This is a genomic window from Reichenbachiella versicolor (assembly GCF_003171675.1).
Taxonomy (GTDB): Bacteria; Bacteroidota; Bacteroidia; order Cytophagales; family Cyclobacteriaceae; genus Reichenbachiella; species Reichenbachiella versicolor.
In genome coordinates this window covers 1-22024 of sequence record NZ_QFZQ01000014.1, presented here as the reverse complement: position 1 = coordinate 22024, position 22024 = coordinate 1, and the positions used below count along the sequence as shown (strand labels likewise).

Below are 22024 nucleotides of genomic sequence, written 5' to 3'. Positions count from 1 at the left end.
CAATATCAATGAATAGAACATTTCTTTTGCTTTTTTTCAGTATGCTTTGTTATGTTGGAGTATCGCAGGATGTCTCTACACCAGTAGTGGACAAAGGGAGTAAAGTCAGAAATATTAATAGTGACGCAGTGGAGTATGCACCATCCATTTCTGCTGACGGGAAGACTATGGTTTTTGAGGCTAATATTACTGGCCGGTATGAACTCTATGAGGCTAAATTTGAAAATGGTGAGTGGTCAGCTCCAATTAGTATTGATAGTGTGAATAATTATGGTAGCCCAAATGATCTAATTGGAGGTCCAAGTATATCATTTGATGGGAATACGCTGTTTTATTTTAGTTCTTTTTCAGGAGGAATGGGGGCAGAAGATATTTATTATTCTGTCAGAACAGAGAGGGGATGGTCACGACCAAAGAATATTGGTGCACCTATTAATTCTTCGGAGTATGAAGGGTTTCCATCAATCTCTGCGGATGGTAAGTCTATGTATTTTGTAAGGTTCAAACCTGAAGGACCGAGAGACAAGGAACTGAAAAAGATTTTTGATAGTAAAGTCTGCTACACAATATATCAGTCCAATAAACAATTGGATGGTACTTGGTCTAAACCAATTCCTCTTCCTGAGCCTATTAACGAAGGATGTGAAAAAGCTCCGAGGATCATGGCGGATAATAGAACCCTAATCTTTTCAAGTTATAAGTTAGACGGTAAAGGGAGTTATGATATGTATCAGTCACAGCTAAATGACGCTGGTGATTGGGGTACGCCGATTCCTTTGGACTTTCTTAACTCAGAGAAAAGTGATCAATTTGCTTCTATTTCTGCGCAAGGAGATAAGTTGTTTTATGCTTATAATTCCCAGGACATTTATGAAGTAAGCATTCCAGAAGAATTTCAGCAATTCAGAAATAATGTTATTCAAGGGTATGTGAAAAATCACGAATCCAATAATGGTATTGCGGCAGAGATTTTTGTTAGAGATGCATATACTTCTGAAGAAGTAATGCAGATCCAAAATAATCCAATTGACGGTAGATATAGCATTGTATTAGCAACCGGACGAAGTTATACAGTAGAATATCGAGCAGAAGGTTATACAACATATGTTAATTCTTATGATCTATCGTTGGTAGATGAGTATAGGGAGATTCAAGAAGATGTAACGCTTTATGAGAGTAGTCAGCTTTATCTAAATATCTATGATGGGGAACTTTACTATCCCATTGAGACAGATATAGAGGTAGTTGAAAAAGAGTCTGGTACTACAGTTCTTGATACGGTAAGTCATAATGTAACTGGTTCTCTAAAATTAGCTCTTTCTATAGGTAAGATTTATCAGGTTAATGTGAATAAACAAGATTTCTATTCTCAGTCTTTTGATTTTGACTTGTCAGGACTAATTGTTTTTCCAGAGTTTGAGAAAGACATAGAGCTATTACCAATCAAAGAAGAAGTTGAGATTAATATATCTGACCTTACAAACAATCGAAAAGTACGATCTAGGGTTCGCATTCGAAATAGAAACCGTGATGAGGTGATTGATATAGAAGGGAATCAAACTGTCGCTTTAAGAGTAGGGGACCGATATGAAATAGAAGCCACTAGTGATCAAGGGTATGCTTTCAACTCTACAGTTATAGATGTAGGAGGTGGTAATAATCCTGAGGTGGCGCTGAAACTGCAGCCATTACTAGTTGGGACGAATTTGACATTAAAGGATATTTTGTTTGAATCTAATTCGGATCAATTAACTGAAAGCTCTTCAGCTGAACTCAATCGTGTCGTAGGATTGATGCATAATAACCCCACTTTGGAAGTGGAAATTGCAGCACACACAGATGATGTTGGTTCGGGCGCTTATAATAAATTATTATCGGAGCGCAGAGCACAGAGCGTAGTAGCATTTTTGATCGAGAATGAAATAGCTGATCAGCGATTTCAGCCAGTAGGCTATGGAGAGGATCAGCCTCTCGTTCCCAATGACAATGATGAAAACCGAGCAAAAAACAGACGTGTAATTCTTAAAATTTTGGCGATATGAAAATGAAGATCTTATATATCGCAGTTTTAGTCATGTCGATTAGTAAAGTATCGATAGCTCAAAAAAGACCAAAATTAGAAGATGCTCTGCCAAATATTTTACAACAAGGACCACAAACTGCTGTAGCTCAATTAAAAAAATATTTGTCAGAAGATAGTATCAAGAATGTAGCGCCTTATTTACAGCTAGGTTTGATCTATCATCAGCGATTTATTGAAAGTGATCCTTTAAGAGAATATGGCCGAGCTATAGCTAATATAGAATTGTCCGATTTAGCCTTTGAGGAGGTAATTAAACATTTTGATGAAAGGTCTGCAGCTAGGAAAAGTGGTCAGTTCATAAACTTTTTAGTAATTGATGAGAGAGGTAAAGCCGTAGTATCATTTGATTCGATTCAAAATACTATTGAAAGATCTCGAGCAATTCAGCAAAGATTTATGAATAATGTGCCCAAAATTGTTGACGCGTTTGGGAAGAGCTATTCAGCTTATTCTAGTGCAGTTAACCAGTTTACTGACATCATCGGTGATTATAAAACAGTAAAAGAACTTTACTTGCTATATGATGATCAGCTTGCCGAAAGGTTTGAAAAACTCAAGTCCACATATCTTGACGCAATCAAATGGTTTGGAGAGTATCAATCACGAAAAGACACATTCGATATTGGTTATAGCCAAAAACTAAATATACAGACTATTGATATCTATAGACTGGATGGATTGAGTGCGGAAATTAATTTTTTGGCGAATGATATTGAAGTATGGAATTATGGTCAATGGGTAGATGATACACATGATTATGTAAATGAAAAAATTAAAGAATTGAGAGAGCAGATGGTACACAATGAGAAATTGATCAAGTCCAAGCTCGATCGAGTAGAGCAAGATTTTTCCTCGGGACAGTATGAACAGCTGACAGTGGATAAACAGTTTATCAATAATCTCAGAAAGTACGATTTAGGATCTGTAATAGAGCCACTCTTTCAATTTAAAGAATATAAACATGCATTATTGCATCAAGAGCATTGGGCAAAGGCCATTCAGACCAATACAGGTCTAGATTATGATCAAAAGATGTCGAGTTATGGTAGGATGCTTTATACTACTAAACAAGCTCAAGATTTGCTAGATAAAATAGTAGAAAGAAACACAGAGTCTTCATATAGTAAGTATCAAGATTTCTTGGATCGGTATTATCAAGGTATAGATGGAGTTAAAGTTTATATTAATCAAGAGAAATCTCAATGTAGGTCAGATTTTAAAAAGTATTTTGGTACGATAACTGAACTGGCAAGAGCAAAGTTTGAACAAGGTGATCAGGGTGAAGAGTTGAGTTATGGAAAGTACAATATCCCTAATTATATTATGCAGGATGAATCTAACAAGAATAATCCTGACCAGTTACACACCTTGTACCAGGTAACTAATATTGATGATAGTGAATATTTGGCAGGTAACTTTTACAATTCCAAAACGGAGAAAGTTACCGCTTATGTCTGTAAGAAACAGCCTAATGGTAAAGTGACTTGGTTGCAAGAGATTAGCCTAAAAACTAATGAATCAGATCAACTATTAGATACAAGACTTACGGCTTTTACAGATACTCAGTCAGGGTGTACTGTAGTTGTAAATACCGCGTCAGATGAGGGAGGGAGAAAAAATTATATCATCAGATATGATGAACAGGGAAATGAGGTTGCCAATATTGAGCTTCGCAATAGTAATTATCCTCGAAGTATAAATTATATTCAAGACACACAATCATATATAATTACATTCAAAGGGGAAGATGAAGAATATAAGTTGAATGATACGTCTTCTCTTTACATTAGTCATGTTAATAGTAATGGTGAGGTTGTTTGGGAGACTGTTGTCCCTGTTGTGGGTAATGTGACCGGATTGGCTGGTGTGGAAGACGGATTTGTAGTTTCAGGGAATTATATTTCGATCATAAATTTGAATAAGGAAAAAGTAATTTCAGAATCTGGAGAATCAACATTCGTGTTAAAGCTGAATAATGACGGTAAGCTGAAAAAAGAATTGTTTTTACAAAAGAGAACTCCTTACTATACCGATATTTTGTTTAAATCAGGAGATCATGCTATCAATATCATTGGTAGTAAAACAGAGCATAAAAGAGGTTTTCAAATAGAAAATGATAACGCTGTCATAGTTCATTTTATAGTTACAAAGGACTTGGAAATCGTTGCCGATTCTTTTGACTAAAATTCTTTTACGCTCCCACTAACAAATTTTCCTATAGTAAAAAAGGCTGTCTACCTCGTCTAGGTGAACAGCCTTTGTATATGAATGATAAGACTAAATTATGTGCTTTCCAGTGAGTTAATTCTAAAAAGGTGAAAAAGAACTCCGAAGTGCAGTTCGGAGTTCCAGATCAAAAAGTAGTTTACCTCTTAAACTTCAAACCTTTTATTATGATTATTAACTATGATTCAAAGATAGAATCTGATTGAAGGCATGTGAACCGATTTTCGGTGAATTGACGTTTTCAAGCGGTGAACTATGATAAATATTAGGTGAATTGATATTTGATAAACGTATTATTGACGATTAACTGCGAAATGATAGGTTTTCAACTTTAAATTGTTGGTTTTTAGGCTGGAAGAGTGGGTTGAAACTCATAGTAATGTAAGTGAATTGTTGGGTCGGATAAGCTTTATGGATACTCTTTTGTAGTTATGTACAGTTGGAGAATGGACTAGCCACTAAATATTATTTCACGAAGAAATGGTAAACCAGTAGAGCTATTTTTCATTTTATCTTGAATTCCAATCACAGTCGAATGTGACTTTGTTAGAAACAAAAAAAGCAGATCTATGATCTGCTTTTCGCTCCTCTTGTTGGGCTCGAACCAACGACCCTCTGATTAACAGTCAGATGCTCTAACCAACTGAGCTAAAGAGGAATTTTTAAATTTTGGCGTTACTCTTTTGCTTCATCCAAAATTTGGGACTGCAATATTAGAGACTTGATTTGTAAACAACAAAGCAAGGGGGTAAAAAGATTGAAAAAATATTTTATCAGTGCTATTGCTGAATAATACTTTTAAAAAACAGACATAATGACATTAATTAGAAGTTGTTTTTCTTTAAATGAGACATAATGGCATTTTTCAGTATGATTTTAGGTTGTGGCATAGATTTCTCTATAAACAGGTCAAAGATTTTTAAAATAAAAAATAGAACGATGACACTTATTAAGTACAACAATCCAGCAGTAAGATTTAGAACCCCTAGTGTTTCTAGAATCTTTGATGACTTATTTAATGACAATTTTTTTAATAACAGTAATGAAGCTGATAAGGCTTTTGTTCCTAAAGTAGACGTTTCTGAAACTGACAATGCTTTCGAATTAAGCTTTGCGGTACCGGGGATTGACAAGAAGAACATTAATGTTGATATCAATGAAGGTGTATTGACAGTCAACGGAGAGAGGGAATTTAAAAATGACAAAAAAGAAAAAAACTTTCACTCCGTAGAAACAAGTTTCGGCTCATTCAAAAGATCATTCCATTTGCCAGATAATATTGATGCGGATAAGGTTCAGGCAAATTACAAGGATGGAATATTGGATATAGTAGTTCCAAAAGATGAAAAGAAAATTCAGAAGAAAACAATTTCAGTAAACTAGAGTCAATTGGAACTTCAAGAGTCAATATGGTACGAATTGATATATCAAATCACCCTTATTGCGAGATGAGGGTGATTTGTGTTAAATAAAGTTAATTACTTGATCTAATACTTGGCAAGCTCGTTAATTGCCTTGTCGAATAAAAATGTTTAATGATATGAAGAAGAGACAGTATTTCCTCGGGTTATTTCTAGCTTCCATTCTTGGAGGAGCTATTGCTATCGGAGGTTACCAATTAATCAAACCTCAAGATCAAACTGTTCAAGTAATCAAATCAGAGCCTAGCGCGATAAAGCTTGCTTCTAGTACGGGAATGGCTATGGCAGCAGAGCTCAATTTTGTGGATGCGGCTAAGCTCGTGACTCCAGGAGTAGTTCATATTCGTAGTACTACTGAGGCAAAAACAGGTCAACGAGGACGTGATCCAATGGAGGAGTTTTATAGGCAGTTTTTCGGCTACCCTAATCGCGAGTATAAACAAGCTCCTCGTGTAGGAACAGGAAGTGGTGTTATTATTAGTAAGGATGGTTATATCGCTACAAATAATCATGTGGTTGATGGTGCCACAGATGTAGAAATACTATTAAATGATAATAGGACATTTAAAGCGGAAGTTATTGGAACAGACCCTACTACTGATTTGGCATTATTGAAGATTGATGCAGATGATCTTCCGTTTGTAAAATTAGGAGATTCGGATGCTGCTGAAGTAGGAGAGTGGGTATTGGCTATTGGTAATCCATTTGAATTTCGATCTACAGTAACTGCTGGGATTATTTCTGCCAAAGGAAGAAATATTAATATCCTGAGAGATAAAAACAATATGGCTATCGAATCTTTTATTCAAACAGATGCTGCGGTGAACCCTGGAAATTCTGGGGGTGCATTAGTTAATCTTAAGGGTGAATTGGTAGGTATTAATACAGCTATTGCCAGCCCTACTGGAGCGTTTTCTGGATATTCTTTTGCAGTACCATCATCATTAGTTAAAAAAGTGATTGGAGACTTAAAAGAATTTGGAGTGGTACAACGTGCTTTGCTTGGAATCAATATTGCTGATGTAAATGCAGAATTAGCAGAAGAAAAAGATCTTAAGGTATTAGAGGGGGTATATGTTTTAGGAGTAAGACCTGAAAGTGGAGCAGATGAAGCAGGTATCAGAGATGGTGACGTGATCGTTGCTATCAATGGTGAGAATGTTAAAAAGACGGCTGAGTTGCAAGAAAAAGTGGCTCTTAATAGACCTGGTGATCAGATTTTAGTGACTTTCTTAAGAGATGGAAAAGAAAAGAAAGTAACAGCTACACTCAAAAACTCCTTGAATACGACCAAAGCTATCGCCGCAACCAACAATAGTGTTATCATACAAGGAGCAACATTTGAAGATGTTTCCAACGACGAGGCTAAATCCCTAGGTGTCGATGGAGGGGCTAAATTGGTAGCCTTAGAAAAAGGAAAGTGGAAAGAAGCTGGAATAAAAGAAGGGTTTATTATTACAAAAATTGATAGAAGAGTTATTTCAAATGTAGAAGACCTCTCCGCATCATTGTCTAGATCATTAGATGGATCAGGACTCTTGATTGAAGGAATTTATGAGGATGGATTGAAAGCTTACTATGGTATAGGCTGGTAAGCAAGAGAATAAATTAATTTGATAATTACATACTAACCTCCGACAAGAATATCGTTGGAGGTTTTTTTTATAATTTCTGTCATTATTAGTATCTTGACGGTCGAGTGTCATTTTTTCCATGTCTAATATAAAAGTCAATGTCTGGTAAAACAGCGGTAATTGTTGGAGCAACAGGACTTGTTGGAAGAGAGCTTCTTAACGTGCTTCTAGAGCATGATTACTATTCAAAAGTTTTATTGGTAGGTAGGAGATCGCCCGAAGTCAAAGACAATCGAATAGAAGAGGTGGTTGTTGATTTTAATAGATTATCAGACTACAAGAGTCAAATATCTGCAAACGATTATTACTGCTGCATAGGAACTACTATGGGAAAGGCTAAGAATAAAGAAACTTTCTTCAAAGTTGATTTTAGTTTTCCAATGGAATTGGCAAAAATGGCCAAAGAAGATCCTCAGTTCGAAGTATTTAATGTAGTCACATCTTATGGGGCCAATCCCGAGTCAGGATTATTCTATAATGCGGTTAAAGGGCAGTTAGAAGACGCCCTTCGAGATTTGAATCTGAAAACATTACACATTTATCAGCCATCACTTTTACTAGGCTATAGGCCTCATTTTAGACTTTGGGAGGAATTGGCTAAGATTGTTTCATCAGTTTTTTCATTTTTTATTATAGGTTCTAGACTTCGTTTTTGGGCTATAAAAGGACGTGAAGTTGCAGAAGCAATGTTTTACGTGAGCAAAAGTGGAGAAAGTGGAGTGCATGTACATAAGCCACTTGAAATGAAAAAAACTTCGAGACGAAAAGAATACAAAGTTGATACTACTATTGCAGCGAGTGCTTGAAGCATCGGTAAAAGTAGATGAGAAGGTTATTGGTGAAATTGACCAAGGCTTATTGATACTTGTCGGTATTGAAGAAGAAGATACTCAGGAAGATATTGATTGGTTATCCCGAAAAGCAGTTAATCTCAGGATTTTTAATGATGAAGAAGGAGTGATGAATAAGAGTGTCTTAGACGTCAATGGAGATATCCTCATGATCTCGCAGTTTACACTTCACGCCAGTACCAAGAAAGGAAATAGGCCATCCTACATTAAAGCCGCAAAACCATACGTTGCTATACCTATATATCAATCGCTCATCAAGAAGGTGACTCAGGAACTTGGCAAACCAATTCAGACAGGAGAGTTTGGAGCTGATATGAAAGTATCACTAATAAATGACGGCCCAGTAACAATTTGGATCGATTCTAAAAACAGAATATAATGACAATAAAAGAAGCTCAGGATACTGTAGATCATTGGATCAAAACAGTAGGCGTACGCTATTTCAGCGAATTGACTAACATGACTATTTTGACAGAAGAGGTTGGAGAGCTTGCAAGAATAATGGCACGCACCTATGGTGATCAATCTTTTAAAAAATCTGACTTAGGTAAAGATCTGGGTGATGAGATGGCGGATGTTCTGTGGGTGCTGATTTGTTTAGCTAATCAAACAGGTACTGATCTTACAGAAGCCCTTCAAAAAAATATTGAAAAGAAGACAGTTAGAGATGCTGATCGCCATATTAATAATGAAAAACTAAAGTAAGGCGGTTATCCATTTCTTCAAATCTTCAAAAACCTCTTTTTGTGCTGAATCATTGTGAGGTTCGTGTCGAGTATTTAAGTAGGTTTTGAAATCAGCTAAATTTCCAGCATTTTCAGCAAAACTTGAACTTGCTGTGCTAGAAGTAATCATGTCATCTGATCCATGATAGATTAGAGCTTTTAGCTTTATTTTCTTAGCATTTTTTAAAGCCCATTCTCCTGCATTACGGAACTCTAAGAACATTCTGACGGAGATTTGATCGTGTGTTAATGGATCTTCTAGATAAGCGTCGTTGACGGCTTTGTCGTAGGTAAGTAAGTTTATATCAAGCCCATTGGATTGCTGAAAAGATGGGAATATTTTATTAACAAACTTGGCTAATTTGATTTTTGATTCGGGGATTTTTTTGATTGTTCTTAACCAAGGAGATGAAATGATAGCTCCTACCAACTCATTTACATTTTTCTTTAAGATGTAATTAGCCACAATATTACCGCCCATACTATGTCCAAACAGGAAAATAGGAAGGTCGTTGTACTCAGCTCGTACATACATCATTATTTCTTCGACATCATCCAACATTCTATCGTGAGATGGTGTATGGCCTTTTTTGCCCTCGGAAAGCCCATGTCCGCGAAGGTCAAAACCAAAGACACTTATTCCATTTTTGTTTAAATACTCGGCAAGATGGTCATATCTACCAATGTGCTCCCCCAAACCATGAACAATAATTAAAGCTGCTTTTGGAGACCCTATAAGCCATTCTTGTATATGAAGCTGTACGCCATCTCGAACGATGAGTGAGTATGAATCAGAAGATTGGTTCATGAATACTAGTCTTGTAATACGCTTTGCTTGGAAAAAACTTCTGCCACTTCATCAAGAATAGATAAAGTACCTTCATAGGTAGGAGACTCAACTAATCTGGATCTATACGGTTTGAAATTCGGAATTCCTCTGAAGTAATTAGTGTAATGACGTCTCATTTCAAATATTCCTTTTTTGTCTCCCTTCCATTCTACAGAGAATTTTAGATGCCGCTTAGTAACATCTACTCGTTGCTCCAGGGTAGGCCCTGGAAGGTATTCTCCTGTTTTTATAAAGTGCTTGATTTCGTTAAATATCCAAGGGTATCCAATAGCAGCCCTACCGATCATTATACCATCTACACCAAATTTGTTTTTGTATTCTAGTGCTTTCTGTGGTGAATCAATGTCACCATTTCCAAATATCGGAATATGTATATCAGGATTATTTTTGACTTCAGCGATATGTGACCAATCAGCATCACCCTTATACATCTGTTGACGAGTACGACCATGAATAGACAGCGCTTGTATACCTACACCCTGCAATCTTTTGGCTACTTCCATGATTTTGATATTATCATGATCCCAGCCCAGTCTTGTTTTAACGGTTACAGGTTTATTGACCGCTTTGACTATTTCGGCAGTCATTGCTTCCATTTTTGGTATATCAAGGAGTATACCTGCACCGGCACCCTTACAAGCCACTTTTTTTACGGGGCAACCATAGTTGATATCGATAATTTCTGGATCAGCTTCTTCGGCTATAGCCGCAGCTTCGCGCATGGATTCGATTTTATCTCCAAAAATTTGAATCCCTATTGGTCGCTCATAGTCATAGATGTCTAGTTTTTGAACGCTTTTCGCAGCATCTCTGATGAGCCCTTCTGATGAGATGAACTCAGTGTACATCAAATCTGCACCATTTTCCTTACATACCGCTCTGAAAGGAGGGTCACTCACATCTTCCATTGGAGCTAATAACAATGGGAACTCTCCTACTTCAATATCACCTATCTTGACCATACGCCACGCCTTAAATCAATGATGTCTTTTTTATATTCAGAATATCAAGACATTTTTGCCGCAAAGTTAAAGGTTATCATTGATATGATTTTTTATTTCACATTCTTCAATAATTAATCGTCTAAATAAGACCTTAATAAATGATTAAATATGTCTGATCACGTATCTAAAAGTCCACTACTATTATTAATAGTTTTGACATTGATTTCATTAGGAGTTTATTTGATAGTGCCAAATGTCTATCTACTAATAGGAGCATTAATTACAGGTGTTGATTTGTCTTCCTTAATGACAGCAATGCAACAAGAAGGTCCGCAGCCTCTTTACCAAAATTTGTTTTTAGTTGTTCAAGCACTAGCCGCTGGTACTAGCTTTATATTGGTACCGTTTCTTTTCGTGAAGTATTATGAAAAAGAGGACTTTTCAGAAATCATAAGTTACGAAGGCGAAAACTTTGTGAATATTATATTGATAGCTGCAATGACTATTGTATTTATGATTGTCAACTCTCCATTTATTGAATGGAATATGAATGTACAATTTCCAGAAGGGCTTCATGAAAAGTTAAGGTTGATGGAGGATATGGCAGAAAAGGCGACAAAGTTCTTGACACATTTTTACTCGCTTCCATATTTTCTAGCTTCAGTTATAGTTATTGCCATAATACCAGCTTTAGGAGAAGAGTTACTTTTTAGAGGTATGATTCAGCGCTACTGGATGAAAATTTTTAGCAACCCACACGTTGCAATTTGGGTTACAGCTCTTGCATTTAGTGCTTTTCACTTACAATTTTTTGGGTTTTTACCTCGAATGCTACTGGGAGCCTTGTTTGGTTATGTGTATTTCTATTCAGGTAATTTGTGGTATGCAGTAGCTGCTCATTTTACCAACAATGCTTTTACTATTTTAATGTTGTATTTGTATCAGCAAGGTATTACAGAAATTGATATTGAAAGTACTGATTCAATACCATGGTCTACAGTACTAGTTTTTACACTTATTGGTGTATTTCTTTTTGGCTTTTTTGTGAAGCGAGTACAAAAAAGATAATTTAGGACTCTGAACACTATATGGTCGATTTTGAAAGTAAAGACTTTGGCGTTTGAGAGATTTAAGATACCCTTTCTATTGATGAAGGACTGGCAAAAAGTATTTGATGATAAGATGGAGTATCGAGCAGAAATAGTAGTTGCTGTGTTAGAGGACTCAGGGCTACAACCAGTGATGATAAATAAGCAGGATACTTCATATCAATTTGGGCACTTTGAAGTGCATGTACCAGCCGATAATGTGATCCGAGCGATTAAGATTATAAAGGATGACATCAACTTCGACTAAGAACAAAAAGTTTTCAGACCTAGCTATTAGGCTTGTTACTGGGATTTTAGGATCCGCTTTCATGATTTTTGTTCTAGTTTATTTCAAAGACTGGGGGTTCTTTTGTTCATTTCTATTTCTTACTGTAATGACGCAGTTGGAGTTTTACAAGTTAATCAAGGCTAGTGGCCGAACCCCTGTGAGGAACTATGGAGCATTTTTGGGGGTATTGACCTTTTCCCTTGTGTTTTTGTTTGAAAAGCAAATTGTGGGGTTCGACTGGTTTTATGCAGTTTTTGCCTTATCATCACTTATTTACTTTATTAAGCTTTATAAAATCGGTGAAGAAAAACCGTTCGTCAATATCGCTTTTACCTTTTTAGGCCTTTTTTATGTAGCCGTTCCCATTTCTCTCTTGAACGTTATTGCATTTCATGCAGGTTCATACAGTTATGAATTAGTGATTGGCCTATTTCTAATTCTCTGGGCTAGTGATACTGGCGCATATTTTGCAGGTACAGCTTTTGGCAAAAGAAAACTATTTGAAAGTGTATCTCCAAAAAAGTCTTGGGAAGGAAGTATTGGAGGAGGTATATTATCCTTGGCATTTGCGCTTGGAGTATCGCACTGGTTTAAAGTAATTCCTAGTTGGCAATGGGTTATAATCTCTTTTATAGTGATCGTAGCAGGTAACTATGGGGATTTAGTAGAGTCTCTTTTCAAGAGAAGTATGGATATCAAAGACTCAGGAAGAAAACTCCCAGGCCACGGAGGTTTCCTTGATAGGTTTGATGGACTATTGCTTTCAGTACCATTTATAGTCGTGTTTTTGAGAATGTGCTCGATCTTTTGGGATTAATAATTATAAGCTCATTGTCTCTCAGTAATCCGTTTTTATCTTTGGCATCAAATAACCATGATTAGCAATGACCATTCACAAAGAAGGTAAAGGCATCTTATTATCCCTGTTTATAATTCTTGGAGGCTTAAATGCCTTTTTATACTCTCGCTGGCCCGACATGATTGTGATTCGACAAGCTGTTGGCCTAGTTAGTCTGATTCTCTATTTATTAGTGCTTCAGTTTTTTAGAAATCCTAAGATCAAGGTACAAGTAAATACTAATGAAATATTAGCCCCTGCAGAGGGTAAAGTCGTGGTGATCGAAGAAGTCGAAGAGCCAGAGTACTTTAAGGACAAGAGAATTCAAATGTCCATTTTTATGTCACCATTAAATGTTCACGTATGTCGTACGCCGATCGGAGGGTTGGTGAAGTATATGAAATATCATGCAGGTAAATATTTAGTAGCGTGGCACCCAAAGTCAAGTACCGAAAATGAGCGCACAACTATGGTTGTTGAACATGAATCTGGTGCTGAAATATTGGTAAGACAGGTAGCGGGTGCTGTAGCTAGGAGAATAAAATGGTATCCAAAAGAAGGAGACAAACTTGCAGATGGAGATGAGTATGGGTTCATCAAGTTTGGTTCGAGATTGGATATATACATGCCGCTTGGAACTGAGATAACCGTCAACATAGATGATAAAACTAAGGGAGGTAAAACCGTGATTGCAAAACTGAATTAGTTTAGTACCCAGGCATTAACAAAAAAGGCTTTTTCTAGTAACAGAAAAAGCCTTTTTTGTTAATGCTATTTCACTTATCTAAAGCGACAATTTTCTTTAAGATTATTAGCTTTAGTGAAACACCTAATTAGCGACTATTTAAATATTATGACGGATGAGTGCGTCAAACCATCGCCTTGAATTTTAATAATATGAAGCCCTTTCAGATTTGGAAAATGTAAAGTTTCTAAGTGAAAAGGCTCTTTTGACATAAAGTACCTTTCTTCAACTTTAAACCCTTTTGTATCATAGATTTGAACAAATAATTGACCCTTAATACTAGAGTTTATCACCTTTATGTTTAGATCTCCATTTGTAACTGGATTAGGGAATGCCTTTACATTTTCAACTGTTTCACCTAAGGTTATTTTTTTGATATCGAAAATTTCAAAATCCCCACTCAAGTCAGTTTGTTTTAATCTATAGTAGAATGTTCCGTCAAAAGCTTCATAATCAGTGTATGAATATGACAATAGCTCATTTGAATTTTTAGCACCTTCTATAGTCGCAATAGTTTTAAAATTATAACCATCTATAGACCTCATAACTTCAAAATAGTCATTATCAGTTTCTGAAACTGTACTCCATTGAATTTTTACAGCATTAGAGGTTTTTAACACATTAAAACTATAAAGTTCGACAGGTAATGTAGTTACCATAGGGTCAGTAATGAAGTCGTATAATGTTTGTTCACTATCATCACCCGTGCCATCCAGATTTGAAATAGGCTCTTGTACAGAAGTAGCTGCAGTAGCTGCTGTCCCACTCCCATTTATTGTACCGTCTACATAGAGAGACCCTGATCCTGTATAATCAGAGTTGCCATTATTGGGGAGAGTTAAATCTCCTGTTACGGCTATATTGCCACTATTGCTCAAGTCAACCTTATTTCCAGCATCTAAATCACCAAGAACTACTAGTAAACCATCAACTTTCAGATTGATAGAATTAGCATCAAAAGAAAGAGACCCATTGACTACTAAAGTGTCTTTTATTAATAGTTCAAATGTATTTGTACCAATTGAAGCAAAAGATAAAGAACCACTGGTAATGTATCCATTTATGGTTATATCATTGTTGTAAGTAATATTAGTAGTCCCAGGGGAATTCACACCGTCCCAAGAAGAGTCGTTTTCCCAATTTCCAGTTAGACCTACAATAGTAGATATTTGAGCATACGAAAAAGTCGTAGCAAAAAATAAAAAGCCGAATATTAAATATGGTAAGTTAGTTCTCATATCTAGTTAATTTGATTTTAAATCTAACTTGAAAGCTTCGTCATAAAACCAGAATTATACTTAATTCGTGGATGTATTTACTTAGTGAAACACCTAACTGTCAAGTGATTTAAATAGTTTATAATTTGAATTCTGGATGTAAAAATCAAGAAATCACTTCGAATTTGAGTTGAGATTTCGATTAACGGACGATAATTCGCGGTTGAATAAACCAAATAGATTGTTAGAAGGTCATAATTGTACCTCATAGTGATTGGTTAAAAAAGTTCTTTTTAGCAGTTTCTATACTAATTAAGAGAGTCTATTAAGAGGTATTCGATGAGTCTGACCACTGATTATCTTAACAGTAGCTTAACATACCATATATATTAACCGTATTTTTATATAGGTTAATAATGAATGATATGAAAGCAACAAGAACATTTGATTTTGCTTATAATCAGTTGCACAGCTTTCCTTTAAAAGAATGCTTGAATCACAAAGTAAATGGTGAATGGGTAAGTTATTCCACGCAAGAGGTTATAAATATATCTCAGAGACTAAGCCTAGGTTTTTTGAAACTAGGGCTCAAACCAGGAGATAAAGTTGCACTTATTTCAGATAATCGTCCTGAATGGAACTTTGTGGATTTGGCTTGTCAGCAGTTAGGAATAGTCACCGTACCTCTTTATCCAACTATTAATGTAAAAGATTATAAGTACATCTTCGAGCATGCAAGAGTAAAAGCTATTTTTGCAGGCACTCGAGATTTGATTGAGAAAGTTCTTGAGTCAACAATAGAAATACCAGTCGATTTAATTTATTCTTTTGATAAGTTAGACGGCATTGCTCACTGGAGGGAGGTTGCTGAATTAGATGCCACATCAGACCTAGAAATAGTTGAGGATTATAAGGATATAATTAGGCCTGATGATTTATTGACAATAATATATACTAGTGGTACCACAGGGTTTCCAAAAGGAGTAATGCTTACTCATTCCAACCTAACTACTAATGTCAATGCGCTCATTACCTTAGCAGGCCATATGCTTATTGATGGTAAGGATAGAGCTTTAAGCTTCTTGCCGATGTGCCATATTTTCGAAAGAGTCACAGGTTATTTCTATTTTCAGAAAGGGGTAAGTGTTTATTATGCAGAGAGTATGGAAACGATAGGAGACAATCTTCGTGAAATTAAACCTCAAATGTTTACATGTGTGCCCCGTTTATTAGAAAAAGTATACGATAAGATCGTAGCTAAAGGTCATGAATTAAAGGGAATTAAAAGAAAGCTGTTCTTCTGGGCTCTTAGACTGGGGCATCGATATGATCCAAATATAAATTTAGGTTGGTGGTACAATGTCCAGCTTAAGATTGCTCGTAAACTGATCTTTTCTAAATGGCAAGAAGCTTTGGGAGGAAATATTCAATTGATTCCCTCAGGAGCTGCAGCTTTACAGCCCAGACTGGCAAGAATATTTTGGGCAGCAGGCATTAAAATATTTGAAGGTTATGGATTGACAGAGACTTCTCCAGCTATCACTTTAAACCACCCAGATGACATCCGTATTGGATGTGTAGGAAAACCAATCCCTGAAGTAGAAGTAAAGATTGCAGATGATGGAGAAATTCTTTGCAAAGGACCAAACGTCATGAAAGGCTATTATAAAAATGATGAATTGACAAAAGAAGTCTTACAAGATGGTTGGTTTCATACAGGGGATATTGGAATAATGGAGGATGGTTTTGTTCGAATTACTGATAGAAAGAAAGAGATGTTCAAAACATCTGGAGGGAAATATATAGCCCCTCAGATGATGGAAAATAAGTTCAAAGAGTCAGAATTTATAGAACAAATCATGGTTTTGGGAGAGGGTCAAAAGTTTCCGTCTGCTCTTATTGTACCGAATTTTGAAATATTAGAAGAGTGGTGTGATGAAAACAAGGTTGATTCTAAGAATATTGAAGAATTGGTTAAAAACCCTAGAATTCAAGATCTCTATCAGATAGAAGTAAGAAGGTTTAATAAAGAATTTGGACAGTGGGAACAAATCAAAAAGTTTGAGTTAATAGATAAGTCATGGGGGATAGATACTGGGGAACTTACACCGACTCTGAAACTAAAAAGGAGGATTATAAAGGAAAAATTCAAGGAGTTAATAAAAAGTATATACGATTTGGCTCAATAAATTCACTAGAATCGTATGTGACTGAACACTCAATTACTTCATTAAAACCTAATGAATAAAAGATTTTTAATATAAGGTCTTAGTAGAAAGCATCTTCAAAATGTACTAGTCCAGACTCTACGCTGATAGAAATAATATCAAAACGTACTAATCCTTCCCATTTATTAGTGAATATGTAGTTTTCAGCAGCTTGCAATATCATTTTCTTTTGATTCTTCGATACAAACTCTTCAGGATATCCGTACTTATCACCTTTTCTAAACTTTACTTCTACGAATACAAGTAGCTTTCCTTTGGATACTATCAAATCAATTTCAGCATGTTTATGTCGATAGTTTTGTGAAACTAAAGAGTATCCGTTTTTATAAAGATGTGAGAGTGCGATAGATTCTCCTTCTCTGCCGATACTTTGTGAGCTAATCATATTTTGTAAAGTAAGGTTTCAAATATTTAAAGTTTCTCGAAACTTATTTGGTAACGCTCAATTACCTGCGATATCGCAGGTAATTATAAGTTGGTTTCTAAAAAAAGATGCTAAATTTTTAAAATCTATCAAAAAAACCTCAGAAAAACACAATTTACACTCGGTTGATGGCTGTTATTTTGAAAAATTTTCAAAATTTATCTTTTCGAGCTACGTCAATTATGAATCTCATAATACAGTCAGCGATTTTTCGAGATTATTCTAATAATTGAGCCAAAAAACCATTTTTTGGTTAAAATTCTAAGTAGTTCTACGGGCAATGGTTACTATTGCAACTCCTTACGATTAAAAACGCACCTGAATTGATCTTTTTTGCAAAGTTTTCTTTGAAGCTGGCAAAATTTTAAACCTCTCTGGATCGCTTTTGTCGCAAGTGAGAAAAATTACCCTTTGAATCAGTCATTATTAGAAAAATCACCAAGTCGTGGTGGTTCATATACTGAATATTCTATAAACATATTTTTAACTAAAAATTATTGCTATGACAAACTTGTTGACGAACGCAATGACAGTCAGCGCTGAGGTAGCTCAAGAAGCCTCAGAAGGAGCAGTAGCTCTTTTCACAGCGAATAACGTCTGGATGATGTTAGCCACTGGGTTGGTATTCATCATGCACCTTGGATTCGCAGGTGTTGAAGCAGGGTTTGGACAGTCTAAAAACACTGTAAACATCCTATTCAAAAACACTATTACTCCTATCATAGGTATTTTGACATACTGCCTATGTGGTTTTAACCTGATGTACCCAGGTGATTTCAACGGCATTTTCGGATTTGCTGGTTTTGGAATTGGCGCTGGTGACGGTGCATCAATTGATTACGCAGGTGGAGGATATACTTACTGGACTGATTTCTTGTTCCAAGGTATGTTCGCAGCAACAGCGGCTACTATCGTATCTGGTGCGATAGCTGAGCGTGTAAAAGTTTCTGCATACATGATCTTTACTGTATTGTATGTTGGCTTCGTTTACCCATGGTTAGGTTCATGGAAATGGGGTGGCGGATGGTTAGACGGCATGGGCTTCTACGATTTCGCAGGTTCTACTTTAGTTCACTCTGTAGGTGGATGGGGTGCATTGGCTGGTATCATTGTAATCGGGCCACGTCTTGGAAAATATGTTGATGGAAAAGTTATTGATAAGCCAGGTGCTTCAGTACCTCTAGCAGTTATAGGTGTATTCCTTCTTTGGTTAGGATGGTTTGGATTCAACGGTGGGTCTGTTCTTTCTGCTGATCCAGATTTGACTTCTTATGTATTAGTTACTACTTCTCTAGCAGCATGTACTGGTGGTCTTTTTGGATTCTTCACTGCATATTTCGTATTCAAGAGACTAGATCTTGGTATGGTATTGAATGGAATTTTAGCAGGTCTAGTTGGTATCACTGCTGGTGCTGATGTTGTTTCTATCAATGCTTCTCTTATTATAGGTGCAGTAGCAGGTGTGATCGTAGTATTCTCAGCTATTACACTTGATAAGTTCAAGCTTGATGATGTTGTAGGTGCTGTTTCAGTTCACTTGAGCTGTGGTATCTGGGGTACACTTGCTGTAGGAATCTTTGGTATTGGTGAGTTCTCATTCATGACTCAGTTAATCGGAGTATTGGCTTACGGAGCGGTTGCATTCCCAATTGCTTTCATTTTATTCTTCATCTTGAAGTCTACCTTAGGTGTAAGAGTATCAGAGCAGCATGAAACTGAAGGTCTTGACTCACATGAGCACGGTATCAGAGGATACACTATCGTTTACGACGATTAATTAAAATATAATATATAACTCCTGCTTAGTGCATGTTTTAACATTCGCTAAGCAGGTTTGATAAACATTATAAACTCTAAACATTTTTTTACGAATGAAATTATTTACTAAACTATTTGCAGGCGCGGCTCTAGTAGCTTCTAGTTTCGCTGCAACTGCTCAAGACGGCCCTGAGCTTACTATCTCTGGTAGCGTTGATGCATATTTTAGATCAAACTTTTCTCCAACTAATAATGGTCCTGAGCAAGCACCAGGAACTTCTTTCGCTAATGGAAATGGGTTCTCTCTAGGTATGGCTAATGTTGTTTTAGGGCTAGAAGGTGAAAAATCTGGATTTGTTGCTGATCTTGTTTTCGGACCAAGAGGTGCTGATGCTGTTTTTGGTTCTCAGCAAGGTCTATCAATCCCTGTTGCTTTTGATCCTGCTACTGGTGAACCAACAGAGTATGAAGATGTACTAATCAGTGGAAACTCAACAATTGTTAATCAATTGTATGCATATTGGAATGTTTCTGACGCTGCAACCTTGACTATAGGTAACTTTAATACTTTCTTAGGTTATGAAGTTATTTCTCCAGCAGCTAACTTTAATTATTCTACTTCTTATATGTTCTCTTACGGTCCATTTTCTCATTCTGGGTTAAAACTGGATTACGCTATTAGTGACGATGTAAGTGCAATGATAGGTGTTTTTAACCCTACTGACATGACTGAGTACAATCCAGTAGATACTTATACTGTTGGAGCTCAGTTAGGAGTAGGAGGAGTTTATTTAAACTTGTTATATGGAGATCAAACTGGATCTGCTGATAATGTAGATGCAACATTCCAAGTTGATTTAACAGCTGGATGGGATCTTACTGATGCGTTCTATTTTGGCCTAAACACTACTTACAATACTACTTCTGTGGAAGGTGCTGATGATAACCCTTCTTTCTATGGTGTAGCGGGTTATTTACAATATGCTCTTTCTGATGCGTTCTCTTTAGGTACTAGAATTGAGTATTTCGGAACATCAGGTTACATCGGAATTGTAGGTGAAGATGAGGATGGTAAAGGATCTGCGCTTGATATTACAGTATCTGCTCCATATAAAGTAGGTGACCTTACTATCATTCCTGAAGTTCGTTTTGACACAAACTCAGAGAAAGATTATATCGATGGTGATGGAATGCCAACAGAGAGTCTTTCTTCATTCACTCTTGCAGCAGTTTACGCTTTCTAAGAGATTTAAACATTTCATAAGTGTTTAAGCAATATTGAAAATTTGGGGTTGGCCATAGGGTAACCCCAAATTTTCTTTTTTGTATATTGCGTCTCATCGATACTTAGAGAACAGGTAGTGCCGCACGGAAATATTTACAGCAAGCAATAAGTATTTTAATTAATCTCAATCAATTATTTCTACATACCAACTCATAACCAATATTCTACCTATGAGGTAGATTGATAATGACTTTTTAAAATTTTTTGAAATATTTCTAAATACTTTATTAAAAATGGCAAAATCTAAATTAGAGTACATCTGGTTGGATGGTTATGCACCAACTCAGAGCTTGAGAAGCAAGACTAAAATCGTTTCTGATTTCAGTGGTAAGCTAGAAGATTGTCCAGAGTGGTCTTTCGATGGATCATCTACTGAGCAAGCTGAAGGTGGTTCTTCTGACTGTCTATTGAAGCCTGTTTTTATTGTTCCAGATCCTGCTATTGCAAACGGATACTTAGTAATGACAGAAGTTCTTAACGCTGATGGGACTCCTCATGAAACTAACGGTAGAGCTACTATAGAGGATGATGATAATGATTTCTGGTTCGGTTTCGAGCAAGAGTACTTCTTGATGGATACTGAAACTAAATTGCCTCTTGGGTTCCCAGTAAATGGATTCCCTGCTCCACAAGGACCATACTACTGTGGTGTAGGTGGACAAAATGTATTCGGTAGAGACTTCAAAGATGAGCACCTTGATTTGTGTCTAGATGCAGGTCTTAATGTAGAAGGAACTAACGGTGAAGTAGCTGCTGGTCAGTGGGAGTGGCAAGTATTTGCTAAAGGTGCTAAGCAAGCTGGAGATGAAATCTGGATTGGTAGATACCTGATGGAAAGACTTTCTGAAAAATACGGATTATATATCGAGTACCATCCAAAGCCATTAGGTGATACTGACTGGAATGGATCTGGTATGCACGCTAACTTCTCAAATGAGTATCTAAGAACTGCAGGTTCTAAGGAGAAAATAGAGAAAGTATGTGAAGCTTTTAGAGGTGTAGTAGATGAGCATATTGCCGTATATGGTGCTGACAACGATCAAAGGTTGACAGGAAAGCACGAAACAGCAGCCATTACTGACTTCTCTTATGGTCCTTCTGACAGAGGAGCTTCTATTCGTATACCTGTTTATACAGTGACTCATGGGTGGTCAGGATATCTAGAAGATAGAAGACCTGCTTCTAATGCAGATCCATATAAAGTTGCTGCTAGAATTATCAAAACAGTTAAAACTGTTACAGGTTGATCTTAGTTTCAATTGAAAAAATTAAGGGTTTCGGTTTAGGAACCCTTTTTTTTTCTGAAAGTCTCTTCATACCAATGCATAGATTACCTAAATAACTGATGATCTAAGCTGTTTTCTATTAGAGAAAAATTTTTTCTACGTGCTCTACGGCAACAACTGTGGGTGCTTAGC

At 36.3% G+C, this 22024-nt stretch carries 19 protein-coding genes and 1 tRNA gene; 15 read left to right on the top strand and 5 right to left on the bottom strand.

Translation table 11 applies throughout. The features are described from left to right. The first annotated feature begins 8 nt into the window (after positions 1 to 8). Both DKG80_RS20205 and DKG80_RS20200 read left to right on the top strand, forming a co-directional pair. Complete coding sequence (locus tag DKG80_RS20205; RefSeq protein ID WP_109833201.1) at positions 9 to 2042, top strand: OmpA family protein; 2034 nt, start codon at positions 9 to 11, stop codon at positions 2040 to 2042. After that, entirely contained in the window at positions 2039 to 4267 is a 2229-nt protein-coding gene (locus DKG80_RS20200) for a hypothetical protein (protein ID WP_109833200.1), read from the top strand. The genes DKG80_RS20205 and DKG80_RS20200 overlap by 4 nt, the downstream gene beginning before the upstream one ends. A gap of 626 nt (positions 4268 to 4893) precedes the next feature. Here DKG80_RS20200 and DKG80_RS20195 read toward each other — a convergent pair. After that, positions 4894 to 4967, bottom strand: a tRNA-Asn gene (locus DKG80_RS20195). A 281-nt stretch (positions 4968 to 5248) separates the two neighbouring features. On the opposite strand from DKG80_RS20195, the gene DKG80_RS20190 reads away from it, so the two are divergent. The 5 genes from DKG80_RS20190 (at position 5249) to DKG80_RS20170 (ending at position 8920) form a co-directional block, all read left to right on the top strand. Then, the gene (locus tag DKG80_RS20190; protein WP_109833235.1) at positions 5249 to 5692 is read left to right on the top strand and encodes an Hsp20/alpha crystallin family protein; all 444 of its coding nucleotides are present in this window, start codon (positions 5249 to 5251) and stop codon (positions 5690 to 5692) included. Between the two features lie 157 nt (positions 5693 to 5849). Continuing rightward, positions 5850 to 7325, top strand: coding sequence for a Do family serine endopeptidase (locus DKG80_RS20185; RefSeq protein ID WP_109833234.1), 1476 nt, complete (start codon positions 5850 to 5852; stop codon positions 7323 to 7325). A 137-nt stretch (positions 7326 to 7462) separates the two neighbouring features. After that, on the top strand, positions 7463 to 8170 hold the full coding sequence (locus DKG80_RS20180) for an NAD-dependent epimerase/dehydratase family protein (protein ID WP_109833199.1): 708 nt from the start codon (positions 7463 to 7465) through the stop codon (positions 8168 to 8170). Beyond that, positions 8142 to 8594, top strand: a complete 453-nt coding sequence (dtd, locus tag DKG80_RS20175; RefSeq protein WP_109833198.1) for a D-aminoacyl-tRNA deacylase — start codon at positions 8142 to 8144, stop codon at positions 8592 to 8594. The genes DKG80_RS20180 and dtd overlap by 29 nt, the downstream gene beginning before the upstream one ends. Next, the gene (locus tag DKG80_RS20170; RefSeq protein WP_109833197.1) at positions 8594 to 8920 is read left to right on the top strand and encodes a nucleotide pyrophosphohydrolase; all 327 of its coding nucleotides are present in this window, start codon (positions 8594 to 8596) and stop codon (positions 8918 to 8920) included. The genes dtd and DKG80_RS20170 overlap by 1 nt, the downstream gene beginning before the upstream one ends. Here the strand turns inward: DKG80_RS20170 and DKG80_RS20165 are convergent. Together DKG80_RS20165 and dusB are read right to left on the bottom strand one after the other, a co-directional pair. Beyond that, the gene (locus DKG80_RS20165) at positions 8912 to 9748 is read right to left on the bottom strand and encodes an alpha/beta hydrolase (protein WP_109833196.1); all 837 of its coding nucleotides are present in this window, start codon (positions 9746 to 9748) and stop codon (positions 8912 to 8914) included. The genes DKG80_RS20170 and DKG80_RS20165 overlap by 9 nt on opposite strands. A gap of 5 nt (positions 9749 to 9753) precedes the next feature. Then, the gene (dusB, locus tag DKG80_RS20160; RefSeq protein ID WP_109833195.1) at positions 9754 to 10752 is read right to left on the bottom strand and encodes a tRNA dihydrouridine synthase DusB; all 999 of its coding nucleotides are present in this window, start codon (positions 10750 to 10752) and stop codon (positions 9754 to 9756) included. A 150-nt stretch (positions 10753 to 10902) separates the two neighbouring features. Here dusB and DKG80_RS20155 point away from each other — a divergent pair, with 150 nt between their 5' ends. The 4 genes from DKG80_RS20155 (at position 10903) to DKG80_RS20140 (ending at position 13655) form a co-directional block, all read left to right on the top strand. Next, a complete protein-coding gene (locus DKG80_RS20155; RefSeq protein WP_109833194.1) occupies positions 10903 to 11802 on the top strand; it encodes a CPBP family intramembrane glutamic endopeptidase in 900 nt (299 codons plus the stop codon). 81 nt (positions 11803 to 11883) lie between these two features. Beyond that, a complete protein-coding gene (locus DKG80_RS20150; protein WP_109833193.1) occupies positions 11884 to 12090 on the top strand; it encodes a DUF2007 domain-containing protein in 207 nt (68 codons plus the stop codon). Continuing rightward, a complete protein-coding gene (locus tag DKG80_RS20145) occupies positions 12071 to 12928 on the top strand; it encodes a phosphatidate cytidylyltransferase (RefSeq protein WP_109833192.1) in 858 nt (285 codons plus the stop codon). Before DKG80_RS20150 ends, DKG80_RS20145 begins: the two co-directional genes overlap by 20 nt. A gap of 67 nt (positions 12929 to 12995) precedes the next feature. Further along, positions 12996 to 13655 (top strand): phosphatidylserine decarboxylase family protein, encoded by a 660-nt coding sequence (locus tag DKG80_RS20140; RefSeq protein WP_109833191.1) that lies wholly within the window; start codon positions 12996 to 12998, stop codon positions 13653 to 13655. Positions 13656 to 13789: 134 nt separating this feature from the next. Here DKG80_RS20140 and DKG80_RS20135 read toward each other — a convergent pair whose 3' ends face one another. Then, positions 13790 to 14932: a T9SS type A sorting domain-containing protein gene (locus DKG80_RS20135; protein WP_109833190.1), complete on the bottom strand. Its 1143-nt coding sequence runs from the start codon at positions 14930 to 14932 to the stop codon at positions 13790 to 13792. Positions 14933 to 15336: 404 nt separating this feature from the next. Here DKG80_RS20135 and DKG80_RS20130 point away from each other — a divergent pair, with 404 nt between their 5' ends. Further along, a complete protein-coding gene (locus DKG80_RS20130) occupies positions 15337 to 17100 on the top strand; it encodes an AMP-dependent synthetase/ligase (protein ID WP_109833233.1) in 1764 nt (587 codons plus the stop codon). A gap of 79 nt (positions 17101 to 17179) precedes the next feature. On the opposite strand, the gene DKG80_RS20125 is transcribed toward DKG80_RS20130, so the two are convergent. Beyond that, a complete protein-coding gene (locus DKG80_RS20125) occupies positions 17180 to 17524 on the bottom strand; it encodes a YraN family protein (RefSeq protein WP_109833189.1) in 345 nt (114 codons plus the stop codon). A gap of 565 nt (positions 17525 to 18089) precedes the next feature. Between DKG80_RS20125 and DKG80_RS20120 the strand changes: the two genes are divergently transcribed. From DKG80_RS20120 to DKG80_RS20110, 3 genes are all read left to right on the top strand, one after another. Next, positions 18090 to 19340: an ammonium transporter gene (locus tag DKG80_RS20120; RefSeq protein ID WP_394342258.1), complete on the top strand. Its 1251-nt coding sequence runs from the start codon at positions 18090 to 18092 to the stop codon at positions 19338 to 19340. Positions 19341 to 19434: 94 nt separating this feature from the next. Beyond that, on the top strand, positions 19435 to 20565 hold the full coding sequence (locus DKG80_RS20115) for an outer membrane beta-barrel protein (RefSeq protein ID WP_109833188.1): 1131 nt from the start codon (positions 19435 to 19437) through the stop codon (positions 20563 to 20565). 274 nt (positions 20566 to 20839) lie between these two features. Then, positions 20840 to 21853, top strand: coding sequence for a glutamine synthetase beta-grasp domain-containing protein (locus tag DKG80_RS20110; RefSeq protein ID WP_109833187.1), 1014 nt, complete (start codon positions 20840 to 20842; stop codon positions 21851 to 21853). The last annotated feature ends 171 nt before the right edge of the window (positions 21854 to 22024 follow it).

Coding starts and splice junctions, on each gene's coding strand:
- DKG80_RS20135 (WP_109833190.1), bottom strand. CDS start 14,932: ATGAGAACTAACTTACCATATTTAATATTCGGCTTTTTATTTTTTGCT.
- DKG80_RS20205 (WP_109833201.1), top strand. CDS start 9: ATGAATAGAACATTTCTTTTGCTTTTTTTCAGTATGCTTTGTTATGTT.
- dusB (WP_109833195.1), bottom strand. CDS start 10,752: ATGGTCAAGATAGGTGATATTGAAGTAGGAGAGTTCCCATTGTTATTA.
- DKG80_RS20145 (WP_109833192.1), top strand. CDS start 12,071: ATGACATCAACTTCGACTAAGAACAAAAAGTTTTCAGACCTAGCTATT.
- DKG80_RS20140 (WP_109833191.1), top strand. CDS start 12,996: ATGACCATTCACAAAGAAGGTAAAGGCATCTTATTATCCCTGTTTATA.
- DKG80_RS20165 (WP_109833196.1), bottom strand. CDS start 9,748: ATGAACCAATCTTCTGATTCATACTCACTCATCGTTCGAGATGGCGTA.
- DKG80_RS20170 (WP_109833197.1), top strand. CDS start 8,594: ATGACAATAAAAGAAGCTCAGGATACTGTAGATCATTGGATCAAAACA.
- DKG80_RS20155 (WP_109833194.1), top strand. CDS start 10,903: ATGTCTGATCACGTATCTAAAAGTCCACTACTATTATTAATAGTTTTG.
- DKG80_RS20190 (WP_109833235.1), top strand. CDS start 5,249: ATGACACTTATTAAGTACAACAATCCAGCAGTAAGATTTAGAACCCCT.
- DKG80_RS20110 (WP_109833187.1), top strand. CDS start 20,840: ATGGCAAAATCTAAATTAGAGTACATCTGGTTGGATGGTTATGCACCA.
- DKG80_RS20130 (WP_109833233.1), top strand. CDS start 15,337: ATGAAAGCAACAAGAACATTTGATTTTGCTTATAATCAGTTGCACAGC.
- DKG80_RS20125 (WP_109833189.1), bottom strand. CDS start 17,524: ATGATTAGCTCACAAAGTATCGGCAGAGAAGGAGAATCTATCGCACTC.
- DKG80_RS20200 (WP_109833200.1), top strand. CDS start 2,039: ATGAAAATGAAGATCTTATATATCGCAGTTTTAGTCATGTCGATTAGT.
- DKG80_RS20180 (WP_109833199.1), top strand. CDS start 7,463: ATGTCTGGTAAAACAGCGGTAATTGTTGGAGCAACAGGACTTGTTGGA.
- DKG80_RS20120 (WP_394342258.1), top strand. CDS start 18,090: ATGACAGTCAGCGCTGAGGTAGCTCAAGAAGCCTCAGAAGGAGCAGTA.
- DKG80_RS20115 (WP_109833188.1), top strand. CDS start 19,435: ATGAAATTATTTACTAAACTATTTGCAGGCGCGGCTCTAGTAGCTTCT.
- DKG80_RS20185 (WP_109833234.1), top strand. CDS start 5,850: ATGAAGAAGAGACAGTATTTCCTCGGGTTATTTCTAGCTTCCATTCTT.
- DKG80_RS20150 (WP_109833193.1), top strand. CDS start 11,884: ATGAAGGACTGGCAAAAAGTATTTGATGATAAGATGGAGTATCGAGCA.